The organism is Micromonospora sp. NPDC049171 (assembly GCF_040648275.1).
Classification (GTDB): domain Bacteria; phylum Actinomycetota; class Actinomycetes; order Mycobacteriales; family Micromonosporaceae; genus Micromonospora.
This window is the reverse complement of record NZ_JBEZDJ010000023.1, coordinates 100,543-124,665: the sequence shown is the minus strand read 5'-3', so window position 1 is coordinate 124,665 and position 24,123 is coordinate 100,543. Positions and strand designations below refer to the sequence as shown.

Annotated in this window: 18 protein-coding genes and 2 pseudogenes; 9 read left to right on the top strand and 11 right to left on the bottom strand. The window is 72.2% G+C overall.

Annotation, left to right across the window (positions count from 1 at the left end; all coding sequences use genetic code 11):
* Positions 1–59: 59 nt before the first annotated feature.
* Positions 60–1,487: a xylulokinase gene (gene xylB, locus AB0B14_RS26695; RefSeq protein WP_357524774.1), complete on the bottom strand. Its 1,428-nt coding sequence runs from the start codon at positions 1,485–1,487 to the stop codon at positions 60–62.
* Positions 1,488–1,496: 9 nt separating this feature from the next.
* On the bottom strand, positions 1,497–2,684 hold the full coding sequence (xylA, locus tag AB0B14_RS26690) for a xylose isomerase (RefSeq protein WP_357066997.1): 1,188 nt from the start codon (positions 2,682–2,684) through the stop codon (positions 1,497–1,499).
* A gap of 78 nt (positions 2,685–2,762) precedes the next feature.
* On the opposite strand from xylA, the gene AB0B14_RS26685 reads away from it, so the two are divergent.
* Both AB0B14_RS26685 and AB0B14_RS26680 read left to right on the top strand, forming a co-directional pair.
* Complete coding sequence (locus tag AB0B14_RS26685) at positions 2,763–4,001, top strand: ROK family transcriptional regulator (RefSeq protein ID WP_357524772.1); 1,239 nt, start codon at positions 2,763–2,765, stop codon at positions 3,999–4,001.
* A gap of 211 nt (positions 4,002–4,212) precedes the next feature.
* Entirely contained in the window at positions 4,213–5,817 is a 1,605-nt protein-coding gene (locus AB0B14_RS26680) for a GAF domain-containing SpoIIE family protein phosphatase (RefSeq protein WP_357524770.1), read from the top strand.
* Positions 5,818–5,943: 126 nt separating this feature from the next.
* On the opposite strand, the gene AB0B14_RS26675 is transcribed toward AB0B14_RS26680, so the two are convergent.
* The gene (locus AB0B14_RS26675; protein ID WP_357066991.1) at positions 5,944–6,609 is read right to left on the bottom strand and encodes a MarR family transcriptional regulator; all 666 of its coding nucleotides are present in this window, start codon (positions 6,607–6,609) and stop codon (positions 5,944–5,946) included.
* A gap of 58 nt (positions 6,610–6,667) precedes the next feature.
* Here AB0B14_RS26675 and AB0B14_RS26670 point away from each other — a divergent pair, with 58 nt between their 5' ends.
* The gene (locus AB0B14_RS26670) at positions 6,668–7,798 is read left to right on the top strand and encodes a PP2C family protein-serine/threonine phosphatase (RefSeq protein ID WP_357524768.1); all 1,131 of its coding nucleotides are present in this window, start codon (positions 6,668–6,670) and stop codon (positions 7,796–7,798) included.
* A gap of 10 nt (positions 7,799–7,808) precedes the next feature.
* On the opposite strand, the gene AB0B14_RS26665 is transcribed toward AB0B14_RS26670, so the two are convergent.
* The 7 genes from AB0B14_RS26665 to AB0B14_RS26635 all read right to left on the bottom strand — a co-directional run bounded on the left by AB0B14_RS26665 (position 7,809) and on the right by AB0B14_RS26635 (position 16,244).
* On the bottom strand, positions 7,809–9,290 hold the full coding sequence (locus AB0B14_RS26665; RefSeq protein WP_357066987.1) for a sugar transferase: 1,482 nt from the start codon (positions 9,288–9,290) through the stop codon (positions 7,809–7,811).
* Positions 9,291–9,500: 210 nt separating this feature from the next.
* Positions 9,501–11,258 carry a substrate-binding domain-containing protein gene (locus AB0B14_RS26660; RefSeq protein WP_357066985.1) on the bottom strand — a complete coding sequence of 586 codons (1,758 nt, stop codon included), beginning with the start codon at positions 11,256–11,258 and terminating at the stop codon, positions 9,501–9,503.
* 128 nt (positions 11,259–11,386) lie between these two features.
* Positions 11,387–12,424 (bottom strand): lactonase family protein, encoded by a 1,038-nt coding sequence (locus AB0B14_RS26655; protein ID WP_357524766.1) that lies wholly within the window; start codon positions 12,422–12,424, stop codon positions 11,387–11,389.
* A gap of 87 nt (positions 12,425–12,511) precedes the next feature.
* Positions 12,512–13,114 carry an ATP/GTP-binding protein gene (locus AB0B14_RS26650; RefSeq protein ID WP_357524764.1) on the bottom strand — a complete coding sequence of 201 codons (603 nt, stop codon included), beginning with the start codon at positions 13,112–13,114 and terminating at the stop codon, positions 12,512–12,514.
* Positions 13,095–13,484 (bottom strand): DUF742 domain-containing protein, encoded by a 390-nt coding sequence (locus AB0B14_RS26645; protein ID WP_357066979.1) that lies wholly within the window; start codon positions 13,482–13,484, stop codon positions 13,095–13,097. The genes AB0B14_RS26650 and AB0B14_RS26645 overlap by 20 nt, the downstream gene beginning before the upstream one ends.
* Positions 13,474–13,896, bottom strand: coding sequence for a roadblock/LC7 domain-containing protein (locus AB0B14_RS26640; RefSeq protein WP_357066977.1), 423 nt, complete (start codon positions 13,894–13,896; stop codon positions 13,474–13,476). Before AB0B14_RS26640 ends, AB0B14_RS26645 begins: the two co-directional genes overlap by 11 nt.
* Positions 13,896–16,244, bottom strand: a complete 2,349-nt coding sequence (locus tag AB0B14_RS26635; RefSeq protein ID WP_357066975.1) for a nitrate- and nitrite sensing domain-containing protein — start codon at positions 16,242–16,244, stop codon at positions 13,896–13,898. Before AB0B14_RS26635 ends, AB0B14_RS26640 begins: the two co-directional genes overlap by 1 nt.
* A gap of 367 nt (positions 16,245–16,611) precedes the next feature.
* On the opposite strand from AB0B14_RS26635, the gene AB0B14_RS26630 reads away from it, so the two are divergent.
* From AB0B14_RS26630 to AB0B14_RS26610, 5 genes and pseudogenes are all read left to right on the top strand, one after another.
* Positions 16,612–17,205 (top strand): hypothetical protein, encoded by a 594-nt coding sequence (locus tag AB0B14_RS26630; RefSeq protein WP_357066973.1) that lies wholly within the window; start codon positions 16,612–16,614, stop codon positions 17,203–17,205.
* Positions 17,206–17,561: 356 nt separating this feature from the next.
* A pseudogene (locus AB0B14_RS26625) lies at positions 17,562–17,750 on the top strand (hypothetical protein); the annotation flags it as partial.
* A 627-nt stretch (positions 17,751–18,377) separates the two neighbouring features.
* Positions 18,378–20,036 carry a sodium:solute symporter family protein gene (locus AB0B14_RS26620; protein ID WP_357524762.1) on the top strand — a complete coding sequence of 553 codons (1,659 nt, stop codon included), beginning with the start codon at positions 18,378–18,380 and terminating at the stop codon, positions 20,034–20,036.
* Positions 20,037–20,051: 15 nt separating this feature from the next.
* Positions 20,052–20,360 (top strand): hypothetical protein, encoded by a 309-nt coding sequence (locus tag AB0B14_RS26615; protein ID WP_357524760.1) that lies wholly within the window; start codon positions 20,052–20,054, stop codon positions 20,358–20,360.
* Positions 20,361–20,449: 89 nt separating this feature from the next.
* Positions 20,450–20,836: a hypothetical protein gene (locus AB0B14_RS26610; protein ID WP_357066967.1), complete on the top strand. Its 387-nt coding sequence runs from the start codon at positions 20,450–20,452 to the stop codon at positions 20,834–20,836.
* A gap of 120 nt (positions 20,837–20,956) precedes the next feature.
* Here AB0B14_RS26610 and AB0B14_RS26605 read toward each other — a convergent pair whose 3' ends face one another.
* On the bottom strand, positions 20,957–22,759 hold the full coding sequence (locus tag AB0B14_RS26605; RefSeq protein WP_357524758.1) for a glycoside hydrolase family 6 protein: 1,803 nt from the start codon (positions 22,757–22,759) through the stop codon (positions 20,957–20,959).
* Between the two features lie 615 nt (positions 22,760–23,374).
* Between AB0B14_RS26605 and AB0B14_RS26600 the strand changes: the two are divergent.
* Positions 23,375–24,123: pseudogene (locus AB0B14_RS26600) on the top strand (hypothetical protein); the annotation flags it as partial.

Here is a 24,123-nt window from a genome sequence, read left to right as displayed (position 1 = left end):
ACCCACCCGCGTCGATCCCGACGCCCAGGCGCTCCGGGACCGCTGGCCGAACTACCCGGTCAGCTCCGGTCGAGCACCAACCCGCGAGCCGCCGCGTACTGCTCGCGGACGGCGGGGACGGGCTCGGCCGTGTACTCCTCGGTGCCCTCGACCGCCCAGACCGGCGGCGTCGGACCGCCCAGGGCGACCCAGGCGGCCTGCCGGGCGGCGCCGTCGGCGACGTACTCCCCGGCCGGCGGCACGACGACCGGGCAGCCGAAGACCTGCGGGGCGATCTGGCGCACCGCGGCCGACCGGGCTCCGCCGCCGACCAGGATGACCCGGCGGACGGTGGCCCCCTGCGCGGTCAGCGCGTCCAGGCCGTCGGCGAGCGCGCAGAGCATGCCCTCCACGGCGGCCCGCGCCAGGTGCGCGGGGGTCGACGTGCGCAGGGTCAGCCCGTGCACCGCGCCGGTGGCGAGTGGGCGGTTCGGCGTCCGCTCGCCCTCCAGGTACGGAACCATGACCAGCCCGTCCGCGCCGGCTGGCGCGGAGAGCGCCAACTCGGCCAGCTCGTCCAGGCTGACGCCGAGCATCGCGGCGGCGGCGTCCAGCACCCGGGCCGCGTTGAGCGTGGCGACCAGCGGCAGGAAGCGACCGGACGCGTCGGCGAAGCCGGCGACGGCACCGCTCTCGTCGGCGGCCGGCACGTCGGCGACGCTGAACACGGTGCCGGAGGTGCCGATCGAGACGACCACGTCACCCGGCCCGGCGCCGACACCGAGCGCGGCGGCGGCGTTGTCCCCGGTGCCCGCACCGAGCAGCGCGCCGCCCGGCTCACCCAGTACGTCGGACAGCTTTCCCGCCGAATCCGCCGGACCGAGCACCTCGGGCAGCACCAACCGCCGGCCGAAGCCCCGCTCCAGCAGGTCCAGCCGGTATTGCCCGGTGGCCGGCGACCAGTAGCTGGTGCCGCTGGCATCACCCCGGTCGGTACGCAGCGCGTCCAGCCCCGGTGCGCCGGCCAGCCGCCAGGTCAGCCAGTCGTGCGGCAGGCAGACGGCCGCCACCTGGGCTGCCCGCTCCGGCTCGTGCGTGGCCAGCCAGCGCAGCTTGGTGAGGGTGAAGCTGGCCACCGGAACGCTACCGGTGGCCTCGGCCCAGAACCGACGCCCCGCCGCGCCGCCGCCGGCCTCCTCGACGAGGTCGGCGGCGGCGTCGGCGGATCGGGTGTCGTTCCACAACAGTGCCGGGCGGACCACCCGGCCGTCCTCGTCGAGACACACCATGCCGTGCTGCTGGCCGGCGACGGAGATCGCCGCCACGTCGGCCAACCCGCCGGCCTGGTCGACGGCGCTACGCAGCGCCTGCCACCAGGCTTCCGGGTCGACCTCGGTGCCGTCCGGGTGCGGTGCGCGGCCCTGCCGAAGCAGGGCCCCGGTCTCCGCGTCCCGGATGACCACCTTGCAGGACTGGGTGGACGAGTCGACGCCTGCGACCAACGGCATGGCGGGGCCTCAGCGAGCGCCGAGCAGGTGCTCGACGGCGAGTTGGTTGAGCCGGACGAAGGCGAAGCCCCGCTCGGCCACCGCGTCGACGTCGACGTCCTCGAACGCGGACCGGTCGGCCAGGAACTCCTCGTAGCCCTCGCCGTCGTTGAGCGTCGGCGTGTTCAGGTCGCCGACCTTGCTGGCGGCGAGCGCCTCGACCACCTCGGGGTCGGCGCGGAACGCCGCGGCCCGCTCCTTGAGCAGCAGGTAGGTGCTCATGTTGGCCGCCGCCGAGGCCCAGACACCGTCCATGTCCTCGGTGCGGGAGGGCTTGTAGTCGAAGTGCCGGGGGCCGTCGTAGGCCGGGCCGCCGTTCGGGCCGCCGTTCTCCAGGAGGTCCACCAGGGCGAACGCGTTCATCAGGTCACCGTGGCCGAAGACCAGGTCCTGGTCGTACTTGATGCCGCGCTGGCCGTTGAGGTCCAGGTGGAACAGCTTGCCCTGCCAGAGCGCCTGGGCGATGCCGTGGGCGTAGTTGAGCCCGGCCATTTGCTCGTGGCCGACCTCCGGGTTGAGGCCGACCAGCTCCGGGTGGGCCAGTTGGGAGATGAAGCCGAGCGCGTGCCCGATGGTCGGCAGCAGGATGTCGCCGCGCGGCTCGTTGGGCTTGGGCTCCAGGGCGAACCGCAGGTTGTAGCCCTTGTCGATGCTGTACTGGGTGAGCAGGTCCACGGCCTCGCGGTAGCGGTCCAGGGCGGCGCGGACGTCCTTGGCGAGGTCGTACTCGGAGCCCTCGCGGCCGCCCCACATCACGAACGTGCTGGCGCCCAGCTCGGCGGCCAGGTCGACCTGGCGCAGCACCTTGCGCAGCGCGAAGCGGCGGACGTCGCGGTCGTTGCTGGTGAAGCCGCCGTCCTTGAAGATCGGGTGGGTGAAGAGGTTGGTGGTGACCATGGGCACCACGAGGCCGGTCTCGTCGAGAGCCTTGCGGAACCGGGCGATGTGCTGGTCCCGGGTGGCGGCGTCGACGCCGAACGGGATCAGGTCGTCGTCGTGGAAGGTGATGCCGTACGCGCCCAGCTCGGCGAGCCGGTGCACCGCCTCGACCGCGTCGAGCTCGGGGCGGGTGGCGTCACCGAACGGGTCGCGGGCTTGCCAGCCCACGGTCCAGAGCCCGAAGGAGAACTTGTCGGCGGGGGTGGGACGGGGTGCCATGAGCGACCTCCGGGGTGGTGTTGTCCGCTATTTGTTCAGCGATTGAATTATTTGCTCACCCTATGGCACTGTCAAGGGGTGAGCCTCACCCACGCCCCGGCCGGCGCAGTCCGTCAGGGCAGTCTGCGCGAGCTTAACCTCGCCCTGGTCCTGGGCCGGATCGCCGCCGCCGACCGACCTCCGTCCCGGGCCGATCTGGCGACCGCGACCGGCCTGACCCGAGCAACCGTGTCCGCGGTGGTCGAGGACCTGCTCGCCGGCCGGTTGGTCAGCGAGTCCGACCCGGCGCCCCGCGCCGGCGCCGGCCGCCCGGCCCGCGGGCTGGTCCTGGCCGACCAGGGGCCGGCGGGGCTCGGCCTGGAGGTCAACGTCGACTACCTGGCGGTCTGCGTGGTGGACCTCGCCGGACAGGTCCGGCACCGCATCGTGCACCGGGCCGACCTACGCCCGGTGGCACCGGCGGACGCCCTCGCCCAGCTGGTCGAGATAGCCGGGGATGCCCGCGACGAAGCCGCCCGCGAGGGCCTCACCCTGGTCGGGGCCGCACTCGCGGTGCCCGGCCTGGTGGACGACGCCGGGCTGGTCCGGCTCGCGCCGAACCTCGGTTGGCGCGACGTGCCCGTGCCCGCGCTGCTCGCCGAGCACCCTCCGCTCGTCGAGCAGGTGCCCGGCGTCCCGGCGCTGGTGGTGGACAACGAGGCCAACCTCGCCGCACTCGGCGAACTGCACTCCCGGCCACCCGGCCCGTCCAGCTTCCTGCACATCTCCGGAGAGGTGGGCATCGGCGCCGGCATCGTGCTGGACGGCGCACTGTTCCGTGGCGTGCGCGGCTGGAGCGGCGAGATCGGGCATCTCCCGGTACACCCCGAGGGCCGTCCGTGCCGCTGTGGCGGGCAGGGCTGCCTGGAGCAGTACGCCGGCCAGGAGGCGATCGTGACCGCCGCCGGGCTGGCCCGGGCGGAACTCCCCGCGGACACCGCGACGGCGCGGCTGGCCGAGTTGGCCGAGGCCGGTGACCCGGACGCGCTGCGGGCGCTGCACGACGCCGGGACGGCGCTCGGTGTCGCGGTGGCCGGTGTCGTCAACCTGCTCGACCTGGACACCGTGGTGCTCGGTGGCGGGTACGCGGCGCTGGCACCCTGGCTGTGCCCGCCGGTGCTCGCCGAGATCGCCAGTCGGGTGCTCACCGCGGCCTGGTCGCCGGTCACGGTCCGGCCGTCGAGGCTCGGCGCGGAGGCCGCCGCGGTCGGCGCCGCCGGCTCGGTGGCCCGCCGGATCGTCGCCCAACCCGCCGGCTGGCTGGCCCGCTCCGGCTGATCGCCACCCTGCGTGCCGCCGCGCGTCGGCTCCGCGCCCTGCGCTCAGGGTGCGCGTCAGCGCCGCGCCCTGGCGCGCGTCGGGTCCGCGCCCTGCACTCTGGGCACGTGTCCGAGGGGGTCGGTAGCCTTGCCCCGCAGGCAGCGATCCGCGGCGAGGAGGCGAGAAGCAGCATGCGCACAGGTCGTCAGACGTGCGGTGGCGTCCGACGGTGACCGCGACCCGGCACCCCAGCGGCACCGCGCAGCCGGCCGACGCGAGACTGGCCCGCGAGCTGCTCGACGGGCTCACCGAGGCCGTGCTGACGACCGACGAGACCGGTCGGGTCACCATGGCCAACGCCACGGCGGCGGCGCTGCTCCCGGAGATCACCGTCGGCAGCAACCTGGCCAGTTGCCCGGTGGCGGCCCTGGCGCGAGCGGTCGCCGCCAACGCCGCGGCCTTCGACACCGAACACCACGGCCGGCGACTGCACGGCACCCGGCGACAGCTCACCGGCTCCCGGTTCGCGTGGTATGTCCGGGACGTCACCGAGGAGCACGCCCAGGCTGATGCCCTGCGCGCCGAGCGTTCCCGCACCGCGTTCCTCGCCCACGCCGGCAGCCGGCTCGGGCTCTCCGTGCACCGCGACCAGGTGCTCCTGGCCACCATCACCCTCGCGGTGCCCTACCTGGCCGACGTCGCCGTGGCACTGCACCGACCGGCCGTCACGGCCGAGCCGCCCACCCGGTGGATCCGGTACGCCGACGGCGAGCCGGCCCCGGTCACCGGGCTGGCCGGGGCGACGCTGACCGCCAGCGTGCCCGGTCTCGCCGAGGCACTGGCCGGCGAGCCCGCCGAGCCGGGGCGCTGGCTGGACGCCGAGCCCGCCGACCTGGCCCCCCTGCTGCCGCCCGATTTCGGCGCCCCGGGCACCGTGCTGGTCAGCCCACTGCTGAGCGCGGACGGGTCGGCCGGTGCCCTGCTGCTCGTCCGCCGTGCCGGGCGGGCCGGCTTCGACAGGCGCGAGATCGAGCTGGCCCGTGAGTTCGCCGCCCGGGCCGGCGCCGCACTGGGCACCGCCGACCTCCACGGTGAGCAGGCCCACCTGGCCCAGGTGCTACAGGCCAGTCTGCTGCCACCCGAGCTGCCCACCGTGCCCGGTGTGACCATGGCCGGCGGATACCGGGCCGCCGGGGACAGCCTGCGCATCGGCGGCGACTTCTACGAGGTGTTCCCACACCCCCACGGGGCCCTGTTCGCGCTCGGCGACGTGTGCGGCAAGGGGGTGGGCGCGGCCGTCCTGACCGGCCGGGTCCGCCAGTCGTTGCGGACGCTGCGGCTCGTCGAGCGGCGTCCACTGGAGCTGATCAACCTGCTCAACGGGGCGTTGTTCGACGCACCGGAGGCGACGCGGCGCAGCCAGTTGACCACCCTGCTGCTCGGCTCGATCGACCGCGGGCCCGCCGGGCTGGACGTCCGGCTCGCCGGCGGGGGTCACCCGGCGCCGCTGCTGGTCACCGCCGACGGCACTGTCACTCCGGTCCCGGTCGGCGGCATGCCGGTCGGCGCGCTGACCGTCGCACGATTCACCGAGACCCGGGTGCACCTCGATCCGGGCGACCTGCTGCTCGCGTACACCGATGGGGTGACCGCGGCCCGCGGCCCGCGCGGGCTGGCGACGTTCGGTGCGGCCCGGCTGCACGCCGCGGTCGCCTCGGCGGCCGGGCGGTCGTCGGCGGCGCTCGTCGACCGGGTGCTGCGGGCGGTCGACGACTGGCTGGCCGGGGAGGCCCACGACGACATCGCGATGCTGGCCCTGGGTGCGCCGGCGTGATCGCCGGCCCGCACCGAGGGCGGCGTGCCGGCCCCGGCCAACGGGATCCGGGCGGCCTGCCGGCCCCCGCCAACGGGATCAGGCCGCTGGCGCGCGGGGGGCTGCGTGCCGCCCGGGCGGTGGGGATCAGGCGGTACGCGCCACCGGCGGTTCGCCGGTCGGCCACTCCCGGGTGGTGCGGACGGACCGTTCCGGGTCGCCCGACGAATCCGCCCAGGCCGCACGGGTCTGCCGTTGGCTGTCGCGCGACCAGTCCCCCGACCGCCCACCGGGCCGGTCCGGGTCGTCCGGCCAGCCCTCCGGCCTTGTCGGGTCGTCCGCCGCCGGTGTGCTCCGCGCCTGCTGCCGGCGAGCGACCTCGTCGAACTCCCGCATGCCGCCCAGCAGCGCGTCGCGGCCTTCCGGGCTCATCTCGGCCAACACGACAGCCAGCTGCGCCCGACGGTCGGCCCGTAGCTCGGCGAGGAGCCGGCGACCCTCCGGGGTGAGGTGCAGCGAGATCTCCCGCCGGTCGAAGCGGCCCGGCTCGCGCTCCAGCATGCCGGCGGCGACCAACCGGTCGCAGAGGCGGCTGGCGGAGCTGAGCAGCATGTCGAGCCGGGTGGCCAGCCGCCGCAGGTTGATCCCGTCGTGCCGCTCCACCACCATCACCGCTCGTAGCTGGGCACCGGACACCCGGTGAGCGGTGCCCTCGCGGGCGGATTCCCAGATGCCCAGCAGGGCAGCGGCCGCCTCGTCCAGCGCGGCAGCCATACTCGTCTCGGGGTCCGTCGGACCGTGAAGTTCGGCCATGGTGGCCCGAGACTACTCCGAACCCACTGGTGGTCGAGCTTTCAGCGAGGGAGCGACGATGAGCGAACCGGTCAATCAGGCACGCCGTGCCCTGAACCAGGCACCTGCCGACCGGCTCGTGGGCGGTATCGGGGAGGTGCTCGCCCGGTCGTACGGGATTACCGACGTCGAGCTGTACCAGGTCGACTACAAGCTCTCGGAGCTGCTGCCGCTCACCGAGGGTGACTCGATCACCAGCCCCGGGCACCCCGCCTGGCGTGCTTTCGATCACCAGTCGCCGTTCCTGACCGACGGCACCGCCTGGTTCCCGGTGAGCATGCGGGGCGAGCGTCGGGGGGTGCTGTGCCTGGCACCCGTCCCGGACGATCGGGAGGTCGTCGCCGAGCTGGCCGACATCGCCACCGCGCTCGCCCACGAGGTGGCGGCGGTCTCCGCCGGCACCGACGTCTACCGGGCGGCGCGGCGCGCCCAGCGCCTCACCCTGGCCGCCGAGATGCAGTGGGACCTGCTCCCCGGCCGCAGCCGGATCCGTCCCGCGTTCAGCCTGGCCGGGCAGTTGGAGCCGGCGTACGCGGTACGCGGCGACAGCTTCGACTGGTCCGACGACGGGCAACGGCTCTGGTTGTCCACCATCAACGGCACCGGGGAGGGGGTGGCCGCCTCCCTGCTCACCTCGTTGGCCACCCACGCGTTGCGCAACGCGCGTCGGGCCGGGCTGAGCCTGGCCGACCAGGCCGCCCTCGCCGACCAGGCCCTCTTCGACCTGTACCGGGGTGAGCAGCACCTCTCCGCGTTGCTGATGGAGCTGGACCTGCGGTCCGGGGTGATGACAGTGGTCGACGCCGGGTCACCCCGGCTCGTCCTGCTGCGCGACGGGGAGGTCACCGAGCAACCCCTGGACGCGCAGTTCCCCCTCGGCATGTTCGAGGAGACCGACTACCACGAGCAGACGTTCCCGATGGAACGCGGCGACCGGGTCTTCGTCGTCAGCGACGGGGTGGTGGAGGCCACCGGGCAGCACGTGCGCTACGGGGAGACGGCACTGGACCGGTTCCTGCGGCGGACCGGGCCGATGGCGCCACTGGACGCCGTCCGGTCGCTGATCGGTGATCTGCGCGCGTTCGTGGCCGGTGACCTGGTCGACGACGCGGTGGTCGTCTGCCTCGACTGGAACGGCCCGCAAGCCTGACCGGCGGTCGTCAGTACGCTCCGCGGCCGTTCAGGACCGCACCGAAGGTCTTCCAGAGGATGGTGAGGTCGGCGGCGAGGGACCAGTTCTCCACGTAGTAGAGATCGAGCCGGATGCCGTCCTCCCAGCTCAGGTCGGACCGGCCGCTGACCTGCCACAGCCCGGTCATGCCGGGCTTGACCAGCAGCCGCCGGGCCACGTCGCCGTCGTAGCGGGCCACCTCGGAGGGCAGCGGCGGACGGGGGCCGACCATGCTCATCTGACCCAACAACACGTTGACCAATTGCGGCAGCTCGTCAAGTGACCACTTGCGCAGCAGCCGGCCGACGCGGGTGACCCGGGGGTCGTGGCGCATCTTGAACATCAGGCCGTCGGTCTCGTTGCGCGCGGTCAGCTCGGCGAGCAGCGCGTCGGCGTTCACCACCATGGTGCGGAACTTGAACACGCCGAACTCCTGCCCGCCCCGGCCGACCCGGACCTGGCGGAAGAGCACCGGGCCGCGACTGTCCAGTTTGATGGCCAGGGCGATGAACGCGATCAGCGGCAACAGCAGCGCCAGCGCCAGCGACGAGGCCGACCGGTCGACGAGCCCCTTCACCAGCTTGCGCGCACCCCGGAACTCCGGTGCCTCGACGTGGATCAGCGGCAGGCCGGCGACCGGGCGGGTGTGGATGCGTGGGCCGGCGACGTCGGTCAGCGCGGGCGCCACGACCAGGTCGACGCCGGTCCCCTCCAACTGCCAGCCGAGGCGCCGCAGCCGGGTCGCGGTCAGCTCGCCGGAGGCGGTCACCGCGACCGTGTCCGCCCCGATGGCGGTGGCGGCCTCCGGGATACCCCGGAACGAGCCCACCACCGGCACGTCGCCCAGTCGCTGCGCCACCGGCGCGAGCAGCGCGTCCGGGATGCACGCGCCAACCACCTGGTAGCCGGCGTACGGTTCGCGGCGCAGCGTGTGCACCAACTCCAACACGTGGGCGGTGTCACCGACCACCAGCACCCTGCGGGACCAGCCGGCACCCATCGAACGGGCCCGGTGCAGGCGCTTGCGGGCGCCGAACCGCGCCACCTCCAGCCCGACGGTGCCCACCGCGAAGGAGATGCCCAGGAAACCCCGCGAGACGCCGAGGTCGGTGATGTAGCCGATGATGGCCATCGCGCCGGCCAGGCGCAGGCTCGCGGAGCTGACCCGCCGGTACTCGTCGGCCCCGTAGCCGATCACCCGGTCGTCGTAGCAGCCGAGGGCCTTGAGCGAGATCAGCCACGCCAGCACCAACCCGGGAGCGACGAGCACGTACGGGACCTCGGACCCGGTCGGCTGGTCGTCGCCGAAGCGGGCGACGTATCCGATGAGCAGCGCGATGATGAGAACGGTGGTGTCCAATACCACCATGACCCGAACGTAGGACCGCTCGTCGGCGCGCGCCACGAGCCCGGCCCGGGGGCCGTTCGGCTCCGCCGACGTGGCGGGGGTCAACAGTGTCGCCGCGGTCACCGGCCCTCCCACTCTGCTCAGGGTGGCCCCGGCCAACAGGTCGGACCGGAGGCGGGCCGACCGTGCCGGAACTGTCGACATCCTGCCCTGATAACTATGACTGCCGATTGCTTCGGACGTATTGCCGTCACTTTTCCTCAACCTGGAAGCCAAAAAGAGGCCTGCCCAACGAATACCCGGCGGGCAGGCCCCTGACTCCTTCGCGGCGGCTCAGCGCGGCGCTGGTGGGCGCCGCGCGATGGCGCTGAGGAAGATGCTGCCGATCTCGCTCGGGTCCTTGGTGACGAAGACATCGCCCCCGGTCACCTTCGTGATCGACTCAAGCTCGGCCTTGCTGACGCCCTCGCCGATGCCGATCATGATGACCTGGACCGGCCGCTCCGGGTCGGCGATCTGCTTGAGCTTGGCGAGCAACTGCTGCTGGTTGAGGCCGTTGTCGTCCTCGTTCTTGCCGTCGGTGAACAGCACGATCGAGTTGACCCGACCGGGCTGCCAGTTTTCCTGCACCGCCTGGTAGGCGGCAAGCATGGTGTCGTAGAGGCCGGTGTCGCCGCTGGACGGCTTCACGGTGGCGAGCGCCCCCTCCAGCTGGGCCCGCTGGCTGGAGAGCGGCCCGATGGGGACCAGCTGGCGGTAGTCCCGGTTGCCGACCAGCCTGGTGGAGAAGGTCCACAGCCCGATCGACCAGGAGTCGTCGAAGAGGCCCAGGCCGCGGCGTGCCGCGTCCACGGTGACCTCCTCCCGGCTCCGGTTGTTGGCCGACGGCACCGGGTCCTTCATCGAGCCGGAGACGTCGATCACGGCCAGCATCCGGCCGGACTGGGTGGCGATCGACCAGCTGGACACGACCCGCTGGATCGCGGCCGGGTCCAACCCACCCGCGGCGGTGCCGCCGTTCGCCGGCGCGGTCGGCGCGCCGCCGGCCGGGCTCGGGGCACCCTGCGGTGCCTGGAAGCCGGCACCCCAGTTGCCGTCCGGCGCGCGCAGCGACTGCGCCGCGAGCCGGTCCCGGAAATTGGGGCTGGTGAGCAGCTCGAACAGCACCCGGGCCGCCGAGGCCTTACTCGGCTCGATGCCGGGCAGCACCGCGTACGGGTAGTCCAGCGGCATCGGGGCCGGCTCCATGTAGAGCGCGGCGAGCGGCACCGGCGGCTTCTTGCTGTTGTAGGCGATCACGTCCTCTTCGGACAGCGCCGCCGCGCCGAGGCCGCTGGCGATGGAGGTCGCGTCGTTGGCGGTCGGGAAGCGGGCCAACAGGTCGTTGCGGAGCGAGGAACGCCCGGTGGCCAGCGCGCGAAGCGCGCCGACGGTGTTGCGCTGGGCGTCCCCGCCCGCGCCGTTGGCGGCGGCGGTCAGCGAGAGCAGACCGGACAGGCCGGCGGCGTCGCGGGTCGGCTCGACGATCCCGGTACGCAGCGGCGCGTTGGTGTTGTTGAGCTGCTTGAGCAGGTCGGTCCAGTTGAACTTCTTGTCCGGCCAGCCCAGTCGGGTGGCGATCGGCTCGGGCATCGCGACGACGATGGGGCTGCGCGCGATGGACGCGCCGTTGGTCGGAGCGAACGCGGTCGCGTCCTTCTTCAACCGCAGCAGCCAGGTCGAGGAGTCCGGCACCCACACGTCCGGGCTGACGGCCGTGCCGCTGGCCTGCCCCACACCGGCGAGGACCGCGCCGTGCTTCGCCGCCACCACGGCCGCCACGTCGACCGGGTCGGATGCGGAGACATCGACCCGGATGCAGGTCGGACCCACCGCGGCGCCGTCCTTGACCCACTGGGACGCGGCGGCGTCCACCGCGGGCGCCAACTCGGAGGCGACAGCCACCGCGAGTCGGATCTCCCCCGAGCAGTTGGACTGGACCAACTCCCGGTAGCCGAACCACACGCCGGTGGTGACGACGAGCACCGTCGCCATCGTGGCGGCGGCTGCTAGGTGGAGTTTCGAACGCATGCGATGGCGGCCTGCTGACACGGTGACCATCTTGCGTACAAGGTGCCGTCTCTGCCACATCCGTTCGGACTAAAGTTACGGAGGAGAAACAGTTGACCACCATTTAGCAACACAGCGTGACAAGCCAGCCCCGAGGTGTTGCCAAACCCTCACGGCAGCACACAGGTCGGGCTCGGCACCAGCACCGGCTCTCCGACCGCCGCCGGAACGCCGGTCTCGATGTCGCGCCGGAAGATCCGCACCATGTCCGCCCGTTCGTCGGCGACGTAGAGGTGCTCCCCGATCAGCGCGAAGTGCCGGGGCCACTCACCGCCGGTGTCCACCTCGGCCACCAACTCGGGCAACTCCCCGGCCAGGGTGAAGGCGGCCAGCGTCCCCACCCCCCGGTTGGCGACGTAGAGGAACCGGCCGTCCGGGCTGACCGCGACCTCCGACGGCTGGACATGACCGGACCGCTCGCTCGCCTCGACCCGACCCCGCTGGTGCAGCGCGCCGTCGTCGGTCAGCTCGTACGCGGTGACCGAGGCGTCCAGCTCACCGACGAGATACAAGCGTCGTCCGTCCGGGTGACGGGCCAGGTGCCGGGGCCCGGTGCCGGGCGTCGTACGGACGCGTGGCGCGCGGGGCACCAGCCGCCCGGTCGCGGCGTCCAGGTCGTACCGGTAGACCGAGTCGGTGCCGAGGTCCACCGCGAGCAGCGGCCCCCGGCCCGCCACCGGGGAGACCATGTGGGCGTGTGCGTGGTCCTGCCGTTCCGAATCGGGACCGTGCCCCTCGTGCACCACCAGGTCGCTGCGCTCGCCGGGCACGCCCCGCGGGTCGAGTGGGAAGACCGCGACGCTGCCGCTGCCGTAGTTGGCCGCCACGAGGTGACCGCCGTCGGGCGACACCGCCAGATGGCACGGCTCGGCCCCACCTGTCGACCGGCTGCCCAGCGGGTCCAGCCCGCCGTCCGGCCCGACCCGCCAGGCGCTGATCTCCCCGTCCGTCAACTCGTTGACCGCGTAGAGCACCGGCTGGGCGGGGTGCCGCGTCAGGAAGGAGGGGGACGGGGTGACCGCCACCGTGCCGAGCGGGGTCAGCGCCCCGGTCGTCGGGTCGCGGTGTGCGGCGACGATGCCGCTGCCCCGCCCACCACTCTGCGCGGTGTAGCCCCCGATGTGGACGACCTCACCCTGACCACTCACGTCCCACTCCTCCGCCGGCGTCCTCCGCTGATCCAACCAGAGGCTGCCCGCATTGCCCGCCGGTTAACCGGCTTTGCCGACCGGACTTCAGGCCGCCGGCACCGGCTCCCCGCGCTGCCGGGCGACGTGCTCGACCAGGGAGATCAACACCATCTTTCCGGACTGCCGGTCCCGGGCGTCGCAGAGCACCATCGGCACGTCCGGGTCCAGGTCGAGTGCTCGGCGTACGGTCTCCAGGTTGAAACGACGGGAGTCGTCGAAGCAGTTCACCCCCACCACGAACGGGATGCCACGCTGCTCGAAGTAGTCGATGGACGGGAAACAGTCGGCCAGTCGACGGGTGTCGGCGAGCACCACCGCGCCCAGTGCGCCGAACGCCAACTCGTCCCAGAGGAACCAGAACCGATCCTGGCCCGGGGTGCCGAACAGGTAGACCTGCAGGTCGTCGTTGATGGTGATCCGGCCGAAGTCCATCGCCACCGTGGTGGTCGACTTGCCCTCCACCCCGGAGATGTCGTCGGTGCCGACCCCGGCGCCGGTCAACACCTCCTCGGTCTGCAACGGACGCACCTCGCTCAGGGCACTGACCAGCGTCGTCTTGCCAGCCCCGAAGCCACCCGCGATGAGGATCTTCAGCGCCAGCGGGATGCTGGTGCTGGTGCCCACCTGGTCATAGCGCACGGAGTCCACTGACCACCGCCTTGAGGATGTCGTCATCGGGAAGAATTCCGGCGGCCGGCGGCTCGTGCACCGCGACCAGGCCCGCACCCAGGAGATCACCGAGGAGCACCCGGACCACACCGACCGCGAGGTCCAGTTCGGCTGCCAACTCGGCCACCGACACCGGCCGGAGGGCCAACGCGATCAGCCGTCGATGCTCCGGGAGCAGGTGCGGATGCTCCGCCGCGTCGACGTCCGATCCCGCCAGCACGAACGCGACGAGGTCGAACCCGTCGACGGCGGAGCGTACCCGCCCTTTGGTGAGCGTGTACGGGCGCACTACCGGGCCGGCCTCGCCGTCCAGCCACTCGTGCTGCGGCCCGGGCGGCTCAGCCCGCATCACCGGCACCCACCGACGATCGGGGCGGCGCGGCGAGGCTCTCCCCCACCCGGATGACAAGCATCGCCATCTCGTACGCGACCAACCCGATGTCCGCGTCGGCGTCGCTCACCACCGCCAGGCAGGCCCCCTGCCCAGCGGCGGTGACGAAGAGGTACGCCGACTCCATCTCCACCACGGTCTGCCGGACCGGCCCGCCGTCCACGTGCCGGCTGGCACCCCGCGCCAGGCTGGAGAAGCCGGAGGCGAGCGCACAGAGGTGCTCCGCGTCGGAGCGTTCCAACTCGGCCGAACAGCCGAGCAGCAGACCGTCAGCGGACAGCACCACCGCCTCCCGGGCGGCCGGCACCCGTTGCACCAGCTCGTCGAGCAACCAGTCCAGGCCGGCGCTCTGCTTCGTCGATTGCCGCACTAGGCGTCCCTCTCAGTCGCGGTCGGGGGTTCGGGGGTCGTCGCGGGGCCGGCAGGGGCGCCCGACGCAGCCCGGTCGTCCGGCACCGCGGGCGCCGCCGGAGCGGGCGGGGTGGTGACGGTGGCGCGGCCACGCGCCGTGCCGGCCTGTAGGGCCGCCATCACCCGGCGCACCTCCTCGGGAGACCGGGGCGCCGGGGTGTCGGTGACCGTCGACCGGGGCTGGGCGACCGGGGTACGACGTCGTACCCGGCGGGGCAGGCCGTCCAGCTCCTCGTCCACTGTCGATCCCGCGTCGACCGCCACGCCACCCGGGGTGGGTGCTGCGGCGGGCGGAGCGGTGCCGGCGCGGGCGGCCGTGGGTGGGCGGGTGCGGGGCATGGCGCCCCGGCGAGCCGTCCGGGCCAGCCGCCGGGCCGGGTCGGCCGACGCGGCGACAAGCGTGGCGGGGTCGGGGCCGGCCGGTGGCTCGGCGGTGATCAGGTCGGCGGGGACCAGCACCACCGCGGTCACCCCGCCCTTCTCGGAGGGGCGCAACTCGACCCGTACGCCGTGTCGGGCCGCCAGCCGGGCCACGACGAACAGGCCGAGTCGGGCGCTCTGCGCCGGGTCGAACTCGGGCGAGCTGGCCAGCCGGGTGTTGGCGGCCTCCAGGGCTGCGGCGGACATGCCCAACCCCTGGTCGGTGACCTCCAGGGCGTACCCGTTGGCCACCTGCTCCCCGGTGATGGTGACCCGCGTGTCCGGCGGGGAGAAGGCGGTGGCGTTCTCGACCAGCTCGGCGAGCAGGTGGATGACGTCGCCGACCGCCCGGCCCAACACGCCGGCGGGCTGCGTGGCGGTGATGTCCACCCGGTCGTACGCCTCGACCTCGGAGATCGCGCCGCGGACCAGGTCGACGATCGCGACCGGGTTCCGCCAACCGCGGCCGGGCGCGGAGCCGGCCAGGATGACCAGGTCCTCGGCGTGCCGGCGCAGTCGGGTCGCCAGGTGGTCGACCTGGAACAGCTCGGCCAGCTCGTCCGGGTCCTCGGCGCGGCGCTCCATCCGGTCCAGCAGGTGCAGTTGGCGGTGCACCAGGCTCTGGCTCCGGCGGGCGATGTTGAGGAAGACCTCGTTGAGCCCACGACGCAGGGTGACCTCGTCCACGGCGGACTGGACGGCGGTGCGCTGCACCTCGGTGAAGGCGCGCCCGACATCGCCGATCTCGTCGTGGCCGTACTCCAGTGGCGGCGCCTCCCGGGCGACGTCCACCTGCTCTCCTCGACGCAGCCTGGTCACCACGTCCGGGAGGCGGTGCTCGGCCAGCTCGAGCGCGGCGGTGCGGACGCCGCTGAGCCGCTGGACCAGTGTGCGGCCGAGCCGCAGCGCCACCAGCACCGAGACCACCACGGCGACGAGCCCGAGCACCCCGGCGGCGGCGAGCCGCACCAGGATGCGTACCGCCATCGGCACCGAGCGGTCGGTGAGGCCGTCGGCCTCGGCCAGCTCGAAATCGCGCAGCTGCTGCTGCACCGTGTCATGGCTGGCCTGCCAGGCCGCCGCGTCGATCGGCGGCCGACCGGACCGGTTGGCCAGGAGCAGCGTGTCCTGCATCGTGCGCAGCCGGGTGAACGCCTCGCTCTCGGTCAACCGTTGGTACGCGACCCGCCCGGCCTCGGGGAGGTCGGCCACGGCGCTCTCGGTGAGCCACCGTTGGTTGCCGATGGCCTGCACGAGTTGGGTGTGCTCCCCCTCGGCGAACCGTCCGGCGGCCAGCGCGCCGGTCAGCAGCGCGTCGCTCTGGCCGAGCAGCTCCCGGGAGCGGCCCAACGCGGTGAGCGCCAGTGCCTGCCGGTTGAGGTCCGGGTCGTTGAGGGTCGCCATCGCGGAGAACGCCTGGAAGGCCGCGGTGACCATGCCGCTGTACAGGCCGATCGCGCCGCTGCGGTCCAGACTGCGGTCGTCGATGAACTGCCGGCCGGCCGGCAGCGCCGCCAGGGCGGTGGCCAGGTGGTCGATCCGGGCTTCCAGCGGGTCGTTCGCGGCGTCGCGCAGGGCTTCCCCGTCGACCCGGCGGCGCAGTTCGGCGACGGCCCGGTCGGTGCGGGCCCGTTGCTCGGCCAGGACGGGCAGCCGGGTGGTGCCCGCGAGTTGCACCACCGAGAGTCGGCGCTCCCGTTGCAGCTCGGTGACCACGACCTCGCCGGGGCGACCCAGGTCGTACAGCAGGGTGCGGGCCGAGAGCAGGTCCAGGGCGGGCCCGAAGGTCAGCGTGGTCGCGAAGATCCACAGCGCCAGGAGCGCGGTCACCGGCGCGACGACCAGCGCGGTCAGCTTGGAGCGGATCGGCCAGTCGCGGGTTCTCATCAGACCTCGCCCGTACAGGGGTGGCAGGAGGGGTGCCGGCACCGCCGGGCAACGCGTCGGCCGGCTGTGTGCCCGGCGGAACTCCGGGCACCGGCGCGGGCGCCTTGGGCAGGATACGTAATCGGGGGCGGTTGCACTACCGCCCGTCGCGCCGACATCGACGCTCCGAGATGTGCCTCACAGGGCGCCGACGGATCCGCTCATGATCGACCTGGGCCGACGCGTTTTCTGGACTGGGTCAGGTCTGCGCCGGTTGGCGGAACCGCGGCCCTTTCCCGCTCCCGCCCGCAAGCCATCCAGGAAAGTACCCCGGATCGGGATTGGCGATCAGTGCGCGGAGGGAATACCAGGTGACGAAGGAGGAGCCATGTCGCCCACGCAGGTAATCGTCATCGTGCTCGTCGTGCTCGTGATCGTCGCGGTGCTGGCGGTGGCCGCCCGGTCGCTCAGCCGCCGTCGCGCGCTGCGCGACCGGTTCGGGCCGGAGTACGACCGGGTGGTGGAGGAGCAGGACAGCCGGTCCGCCGCCGAGCGCGAACTGCGCGACCGGGAACGCCGGCACGCCGAGCTCACGCTCACCCCGCTCAGCCCGGAGTCCCGGGCCCGCTACAGCGCCGCCTGGGAGGAACTCCAGGTGCGCTTCATCGACTCGCCCGGCGAAACGGTTGGCGACGCGGACGAACTGGTCACCCGGCTCATCGAGGAGCAGGGCTACCCGACCGGCGACTTCTCCGACCAGATCGCCCATCTCTCCGTCGAGCACGCTCGCACGCTCACCAACTACCGCGACGCGCACGACATCCACCTGCGCAACTCCCGGGGCGAGGCGAGCACCGAGGAGTTGCGGCAGGCGGTCGTGCACTACCGGGCACTCTTCGCCGACCTGCTCGGCGAGGAGCCGGTTGGCCGCCGTACGCCCGAACAGCGCCACCACCCGGACCACGACTCCACGAGCCGCTGAGGAGGCCACCGATGCGCCAGGAAGAACAGCAGGTGAGCAACGACCACCCCGAGGCCGTCCGGTCCGCACCCGTCCCGGTGCCTCCCACCGGCGACCGGGCCGAACGCTCGGACGTCCCGGAGGACGCCCTGGACGACCGGGGCACCTTCGACGACCGGACCGCCCCGAACGAGCGGGACGCCTCCGACGAGCCGGCCGGCTCGAACGAGTGGACCGCCCCCAACGAGCGGGCCGATGACACCGCACGCGCCGACGACACCGACCGGGATGCCGCGTACGACCCTGTCGACGACGAGCGTGCCGACGACACCGACCCGCGCCACCGGCGGGACGACCGGTCCGCCGACGAGGGCGGTTTCCACGAGCCGGGGCCACTGCCGACGGCATTCGGCGCCACCACCGTCGCCGACGCGGTGGCAGCCTCGGCGCTGGCCAGCCCACACCCGCAGGATCAGCCGGACGCCCGGGCCGAGCGGACGGCCCAGCCGGGCGACGGTGCCGAGGACGGCGAGCGCGAGGGTCTGCGCGCCGACCCCACGGCCGACCTGCACCGCAGGGATGCCGCCCCGGGCACCGATCCGGACGCCGTGACCGCCGGCGCGGCCGGTTACGGCAGCGCGACACCGGAGATGGTCGACCCGGACGCGGACGGCGAGCCGGTCGACAGCGAGAGCGACGGCACGCTGGGCGCCGCCGGGACGTCGCGGCCCGCCGGGTCGACAGTCGCGGCCGAACCGGCCACCCTCCTGGACAGCGACACCGCGCAGGGCTTCCGGGACCGCTGGCGGGACGTGCAGCTGCGTTTCGTCGACGATCCGCACGCGGCGGCCGGCGAGGCGCAGTCGCTGGTGGAGGAGGCCATCCAGGCCCTCTCCTCGGCGCTGGCCGCGCAGAAGAACACGCTGGGCGGGTGGCAGGACGCCGGCTCGGCCGACACCGAGCAACTGCGGATGGCGGTGCGCAACTACCGGGACTTCCTGGACCGCGTACTGGGTCGCTGAGCGACGCACCAGGGGCGCCCCGGCCGGTCGGCCGGGGCGCCCCTCGCGCTGCGGGGGCGGCCCGATTCACCCGAAACCAACTCAACAGACGTCGAGGCGTGAAACCGTCCGCACAGGGGTAATACGGCGCGCGCGGCAAGCAGCGCGGACCGCGGGACGAGGGGTGACGGGATGGACGGCGACGGTCTTCGGCTCAACATGAACGGCCTGGACTACCTGATCCTGGCGCTGTACTTCGTCACCGTCCTCGGCGTCGGCATCGCCGCCCGCCGGGCGATCCGGACCAGCGTCGACTTTTTCCTCTCCGGTCGGTCCCTGCCGGCCTGGGTGACCGGGCTCGCCTTCGTCTCGGCGAACCTGGGCGCGTTGGAGATCATCGGGATGGCCGCGAACGGCGCCCAGTACGGCGTCATGACGGTCCACTACTACTGGATCGGCGCGGTGCCGGCGATGGTCTTCCTGGGCATCGTGATGATGCCCTTCTACTACGGCTCCAAGGTCCGCAGCGTGCCCGAGTACCTGCGGCTGCGGTTCAACCGTCCCACCCACCTGCTCAACGCGCTCAGCTTCGCCGTCGCCCAGGTGCTGATCGCCGGGGTCAACCTCTACGCGCTGGCCCTGGTGATGCAGGCACTGCTCGGCTGGCCGCTCTGGACCGCGATCGTGGTGGGCGCGGCGATCGTGCTGGCGTACATCACCATCGGTGGTCTGACCGGCGCGATCTACAACGAGGTGCTCCAGTTCTTCGTCATCCTGGCCGGTCTCATCCCGGTCACCGTGATCGGCCTGGTCAAGGTCGGCGGGGTGAACGGTCTGATGGACGCGGTACGCGACTCCAAGCTCGGCGAGGCGGGCCTGCACGCCTGGCAGGACACCGGCAGCACGGCCAACCCGCTGGGCGCGCAGTGGATCGGCATCGTCTTCGGCCTCGGCTTCGTGCTGTCCTTCGGCTACTGGACGACGAACTTCGCCGAGGTGCAGCGGGCGCTGTCGGCGAAGAACATGAGCGCCGCCCGGCGTACGCCGATCATCGCCGCGTACCCGAAGCTGTTGATCCCCCTGGTCACGATCATCCCCGGCCTGGTGGCCCTGGTGACGGTGAAGGGCCTGGGCGCGGAGAGCGGCGACCTGCAGTACAACAACGCGATCCCGCTGCTGATGCGCGACCTGCTCCCCAACGGCGTGCTCGGGGTGGCCGTCACCGGCCTGCTCGCCTCGTTCATGGCCGGCATGGCGGCAAACGTGAGTGGCTTCAACACCGTCTTCACCTACGACATCTGGCAGGCGTACATCCGCCGCGACCGGCCGGACGACTACTACGTGCGCGTCGGTCGGTGGGCGACGGTCGCCGCCGTGGTGATCGGCATCGGCACGGCGTTCATCGCGGCCGGGTTCAGCAACATCATGAACTACATCCAGGCGCTCTTCTCCGTCTTCAACGCGCCGCTGTTCGCCACCTTCATCATCGGCATGTTCTGGAAGCGGATGAGCGCGCTCGCCGGCTTCTGGTCGCTGCTGCTGGGCACCCTGGTGTCGCTGAGCCTCTACCTGCTCTACAAGGGTGGCGTGATCGACTTCAACTCCGACCTGGAGGAGAGCTTCTGGGGCGCCGGTCTGGCGTTCGTCACGGCGGTGGTGGTCGCCGCGATCATCACCCCGCTCACCGCACCCAAGCGCGACGAGGAACTGCGCGGGCTGGTCTACGGCATGGGCGGCGTCGACCTGAAGGGCGACGTGCTCGCCGGGGACGCCGTCTGGTACCGCTCCCCCGTGCTGCTCGGCCTGATCGCGGTGGCGCTCGCCGCCCTCTTCTACATCCCGGTCTTCTAGGAAAGGAGTCGGCAGATGAGCAACGACGGCCAGCCGGCGCAGGACCCGCTTATCGACGAGACGCAGGCGGAGCAGCGCCGCTCCGCCGCCGCCCGGTTGTTCGACATCCGTCGGGTGATCGGTGGCCTCTTCGTGGCGTACGGGATCATCGTGACGTTGATCGGCATCTTCGACAGTGCGGCCGAGATCGACAAGGCCCAGGGTGTCCGGATCAACCTGTGGGCCGGGTTGGTGATGCTCGTCTTCGGCCTGCTCATGCTGTTCTGGCAGTGGCGGCGCCCGGCGGAGCCGCCGGCCCCCAACGAGCAGCAACCCGGCGCCTGACGCCGGACCTGGTCGGCAGGAGCATGAGCCCGCCCCGAGAGGGTACGCGAGGGGGATCAGGCACCGTGTCGGACACAGGAGGCACCACCATGACCGATCGCGATCGCCAACCGCCGTTGGAGGACAGCCCGGAGGTGGCCGCGGCGGTGGACGATGACACCACCGTCCCGCAGTTTCGTGGCGGGGGCGGCCCCGACCACGACAACCCCGGCTTCGCCGAGCCCCGCGACCGGCCGGACGACCTCGCGCCGGACACCGACGAGCTGATCGGCGACCCCTACGCCGCCGGCTCGGGGGCCACCGGGACGGGCACCGGCGCCGGCGGCGACAACATCCGTACCGGGGCGGAGCAGCCCTGGGAGCCGGAGGACCTGGTGATGGCCCGCGGCCAGGACCTCACACCGGAGAATCTGGACAAGGCCCGCCGTGACCTGGCCGAGCAGGGTCGGGCGGCAATCGAGCGCACGGTGCCCTGAGCGGGCACAAAGGGGGGTCCCCGACCCGACCTGTGACGGTCGGGCCGGGGACCCGGGGGGACCTGCCGCCGGCAGTGCCTCACCAACTGCCGGTGGCGGGTGGTTATTGACGCGTTTCGGTCAGAGCGCCGGGTACGCGTTGCGCATGAGCTCCTGGAACTGGGCGGAGAACCACGCACCGGAGATCGGCGCGTCGCCCAGGGCCCCGGACGGGTTGTTGCCGTTGCGGGCGTTACCGGGGTACGTCGGGTCGCACATCCGGTCGAAGCCCTTGCCCTCGTTGTTCGGGATCTCCTTGCTGGAGCCGTCCGACTCACCCGGCGGCTTCACCCAGACGTACGCGTCGATGCCCGCCGCCGGGTTCGCCCGGGGCCGCTCACCGAGACCGGCACCGGCCTGGTTGCACCAGTTGCCGAGGTGGGCCCGGCGGTCGATGCGGCCACCGTTGACGTAGGTGTCCACGCTGGTCATCGCGCCCGGCCCGGTGGGCCGCGCGGAGCCGCCCCAACCGTTGCGGGAGGTGTCGATCAGCATGCCGATGTTCGAGTTGAAGCCCAACGAGACCAGCTTGGTCCGGAACGCCTGGGCGAAGGACAGCTCGTCGACGTAGAAGTTCCAGTCGACCCACTTGGACTGCCGCACGGTCTGACCGTTCACGTTGTCGGTGACCTTGAAGTACGGCTCCTGCAGCGCCGAGTAGTTCGCGGTGTTGGTGATGAAACCGTGCACGTTGTTGACAGTGCTGCCGGAGGCGACGGCGGCGGTCTTCAGGATCTCGGCGCTCGGGCCGAAGTTGCTGTCCCAACCGAGCCAGCCGTGGTGGCCGGCGTCGATGTAGTTGTAGACGTTGCCGATGGCGCCCAGCTTGGCCAGCGCGTAGCCGACACCGTTCACGTACGCGCCGTTGGCCTTGACCGTGTCACACATGACCGTGCCACCGGGCTGACCCGAGGTGTTGGTCACGATGTTCGGCAGCGAGTCGATCTCGATGACGTTGATGATCCGCAGGTTGCGGTACTTCGCGTCGCCCTGGATCGCGGCGATCGGGTCGATGTACTGGGCCTTGTACTTGGGCAGCTCGTCCGGGCCCAGCTCACCGTTGGAGGAGAGCGCGGAGCAGTCCCGGCCGGGCAGGTTGTAGATCACGAACTGGATGTAGCCGGCGCCCTGACGCAGCGCCTCGTCCAGGTGGTCACGCACGCCGAACGCGCCGTTCGAGCTGCTGTCCGGGGTGCCGTTGATCGCGGCGATCCGGTCCAGCCACACGGCGGTGGGGTTGTTGGAGACCCGGCTTCCGCCCGGCTCGGCGTCCGCCTTGGCCTTCCACTCCGGGTTCACGTAACCCGGCACCCCGACGTACGGGTTGTCTACCTTCTGTCCGGGCGGCGGGCTCGTCGGCGGCACGGAGGTCGGCGGCGCCGAGGTGGGCGGCGCGGACGTCGGCGGCACGTCAGTCGGCGGCACGGAGGTCGGCGGCGCGGAGGTCGGGGTGACACCGCCGTTGCAGACCACGCCGTTGAGGGTGAACGAGGTCGGCTTCGGGTTGCTGCCGCTCCAGGCGCCGTTGAAGCCGATGTTCGCCGACGCGCCGGCGGCGAGGGTGCCGTTGTAGGACATGCTCCGGGCGGTCACCTGGCTGCCGGACTGATTGAACGTGGCCGACCAACCCTGCTGCACCCGCTGGCTGGAGTTGGGGAAGGTCCAACCCAGCGTCCAGCCGTTGACCGGGTCGCCGAGGTTCTTGATGGTGATGCTCGCGGTGAAACCGCCGGACCAGTCGTTCGTCGTGTAGCCGATCTCGCACTGCGTCGCGGCCTGCGCCGCCGTAACCGGAATCGTTACCAACCCACCGGCGACCAGGGCACCCGCGCCGGCGAGCGCGAGGGCCCGGCGTGGGCCGGACAGCCTTCTCCACACATTCATGCCACTGATCTCCTTGGGCGAGACCGGGCCCGCGTACGGCCCGGCGAGACGGCCCGGTGGGCGTCCTGCACGGACGGCCGCCGGCGCCAACGGGATTCTTTCGGGGACGCCCGACCCGGACGGGCGATGGTGGTGGTGGTGCACGACCGACACGGCGGCCGGTCGAACGGCGGCGGGATGTCGCCCCGGTTGACCGGGTGCCCTCGACTGCCTGCCTGCGCGGTGTGGCTCCCCGAACCGCGTGCGCCGATTCTTACATGGGAGCGCTTCCATGGCAATGGCTCGATGCGTGGCGGCGAGGTCAGCGCGCAGTTCGGTTTCGGACGATACCCCCGAGTTCGCCCGAGCGGCACGTAGGAGGCCGGCCCCGGCGCTACCGGATGGCCGAGCCGGGCGGGCACGACGGGCGAGGAACGCCGTCCCGCACCCGCGGAAGCCCGGGGCGCCCGAGAAGACGCGCATCGCATTGAAAGCCGCGTAGCAGCCCTTCGCCTCTCACTCCGACCAAAGGTCAAAACGCGAATCTTTCACTTCATAAGTCATGAAACGGTCTAACGTCGGTCTTAGCTCGGTTGTCGCCGAGCTCAGGACAACAGGGATGGAGTGACGCAGGTCATGGCTAAGAAGATGCTCGGGAAGGTCGTTGCGGGCGCCGCGCTCGGCGGCGCATCGCTCCTGGTGTTCGCACCGGGGATCGCCTACGCCAACGGCCACGACGACGGCAAGGACCACGACGGCAAGGTCTATGCCAAGCCGCACGTCGTCAAGGCCGGCGAAGAGGTCAAGCTCCTCGAGATCTGCCCGGATCGGCAGGAGCACGCGTTCGTGTGGTCCAAGGTCACCGGCAAGGTCAAGCTCGACCCGGCGAAGGAAGACCGGGGCGAGGACCGCGAGTGGGGCGAGGAGGAGGACTCCTACGACCACGAAGACGGCAAGGACGAGCACGGCAAGGACGACGAAGGCAAGGACGACGAGGGCAAGGACGAGCACGGCAAGGACGACAAGGGCAAGGACCACGAGGGCAAGGACGAAAACGGCAAGGACGACAAGGGCAAGGACGAGCACGGCAAGGACGACAAGGGCAAGGACCACGAGGGCAAGGACGACAAGGGCAAGGACGAGCACGGCAAGGACGAAGAGGACAAGGACAAGTCGCAGCCCGGCGGCCAGGGTGGCGGCGCCGCCGCCGACGCCTACGAGGACGAGGGCGGCAAGGACTGGAAGGGCGAGGAGCACGGCCAGGACGCGGATGACAGCCGCGACGAGAAGGACTCGGGCTCCAAGGACGAAGACAAGAAGGACTGGGAGTCCAAGGACGAGCACGGCTCGGACGAGGGCCGCGACGAGCACGGCTCCGACAAGAG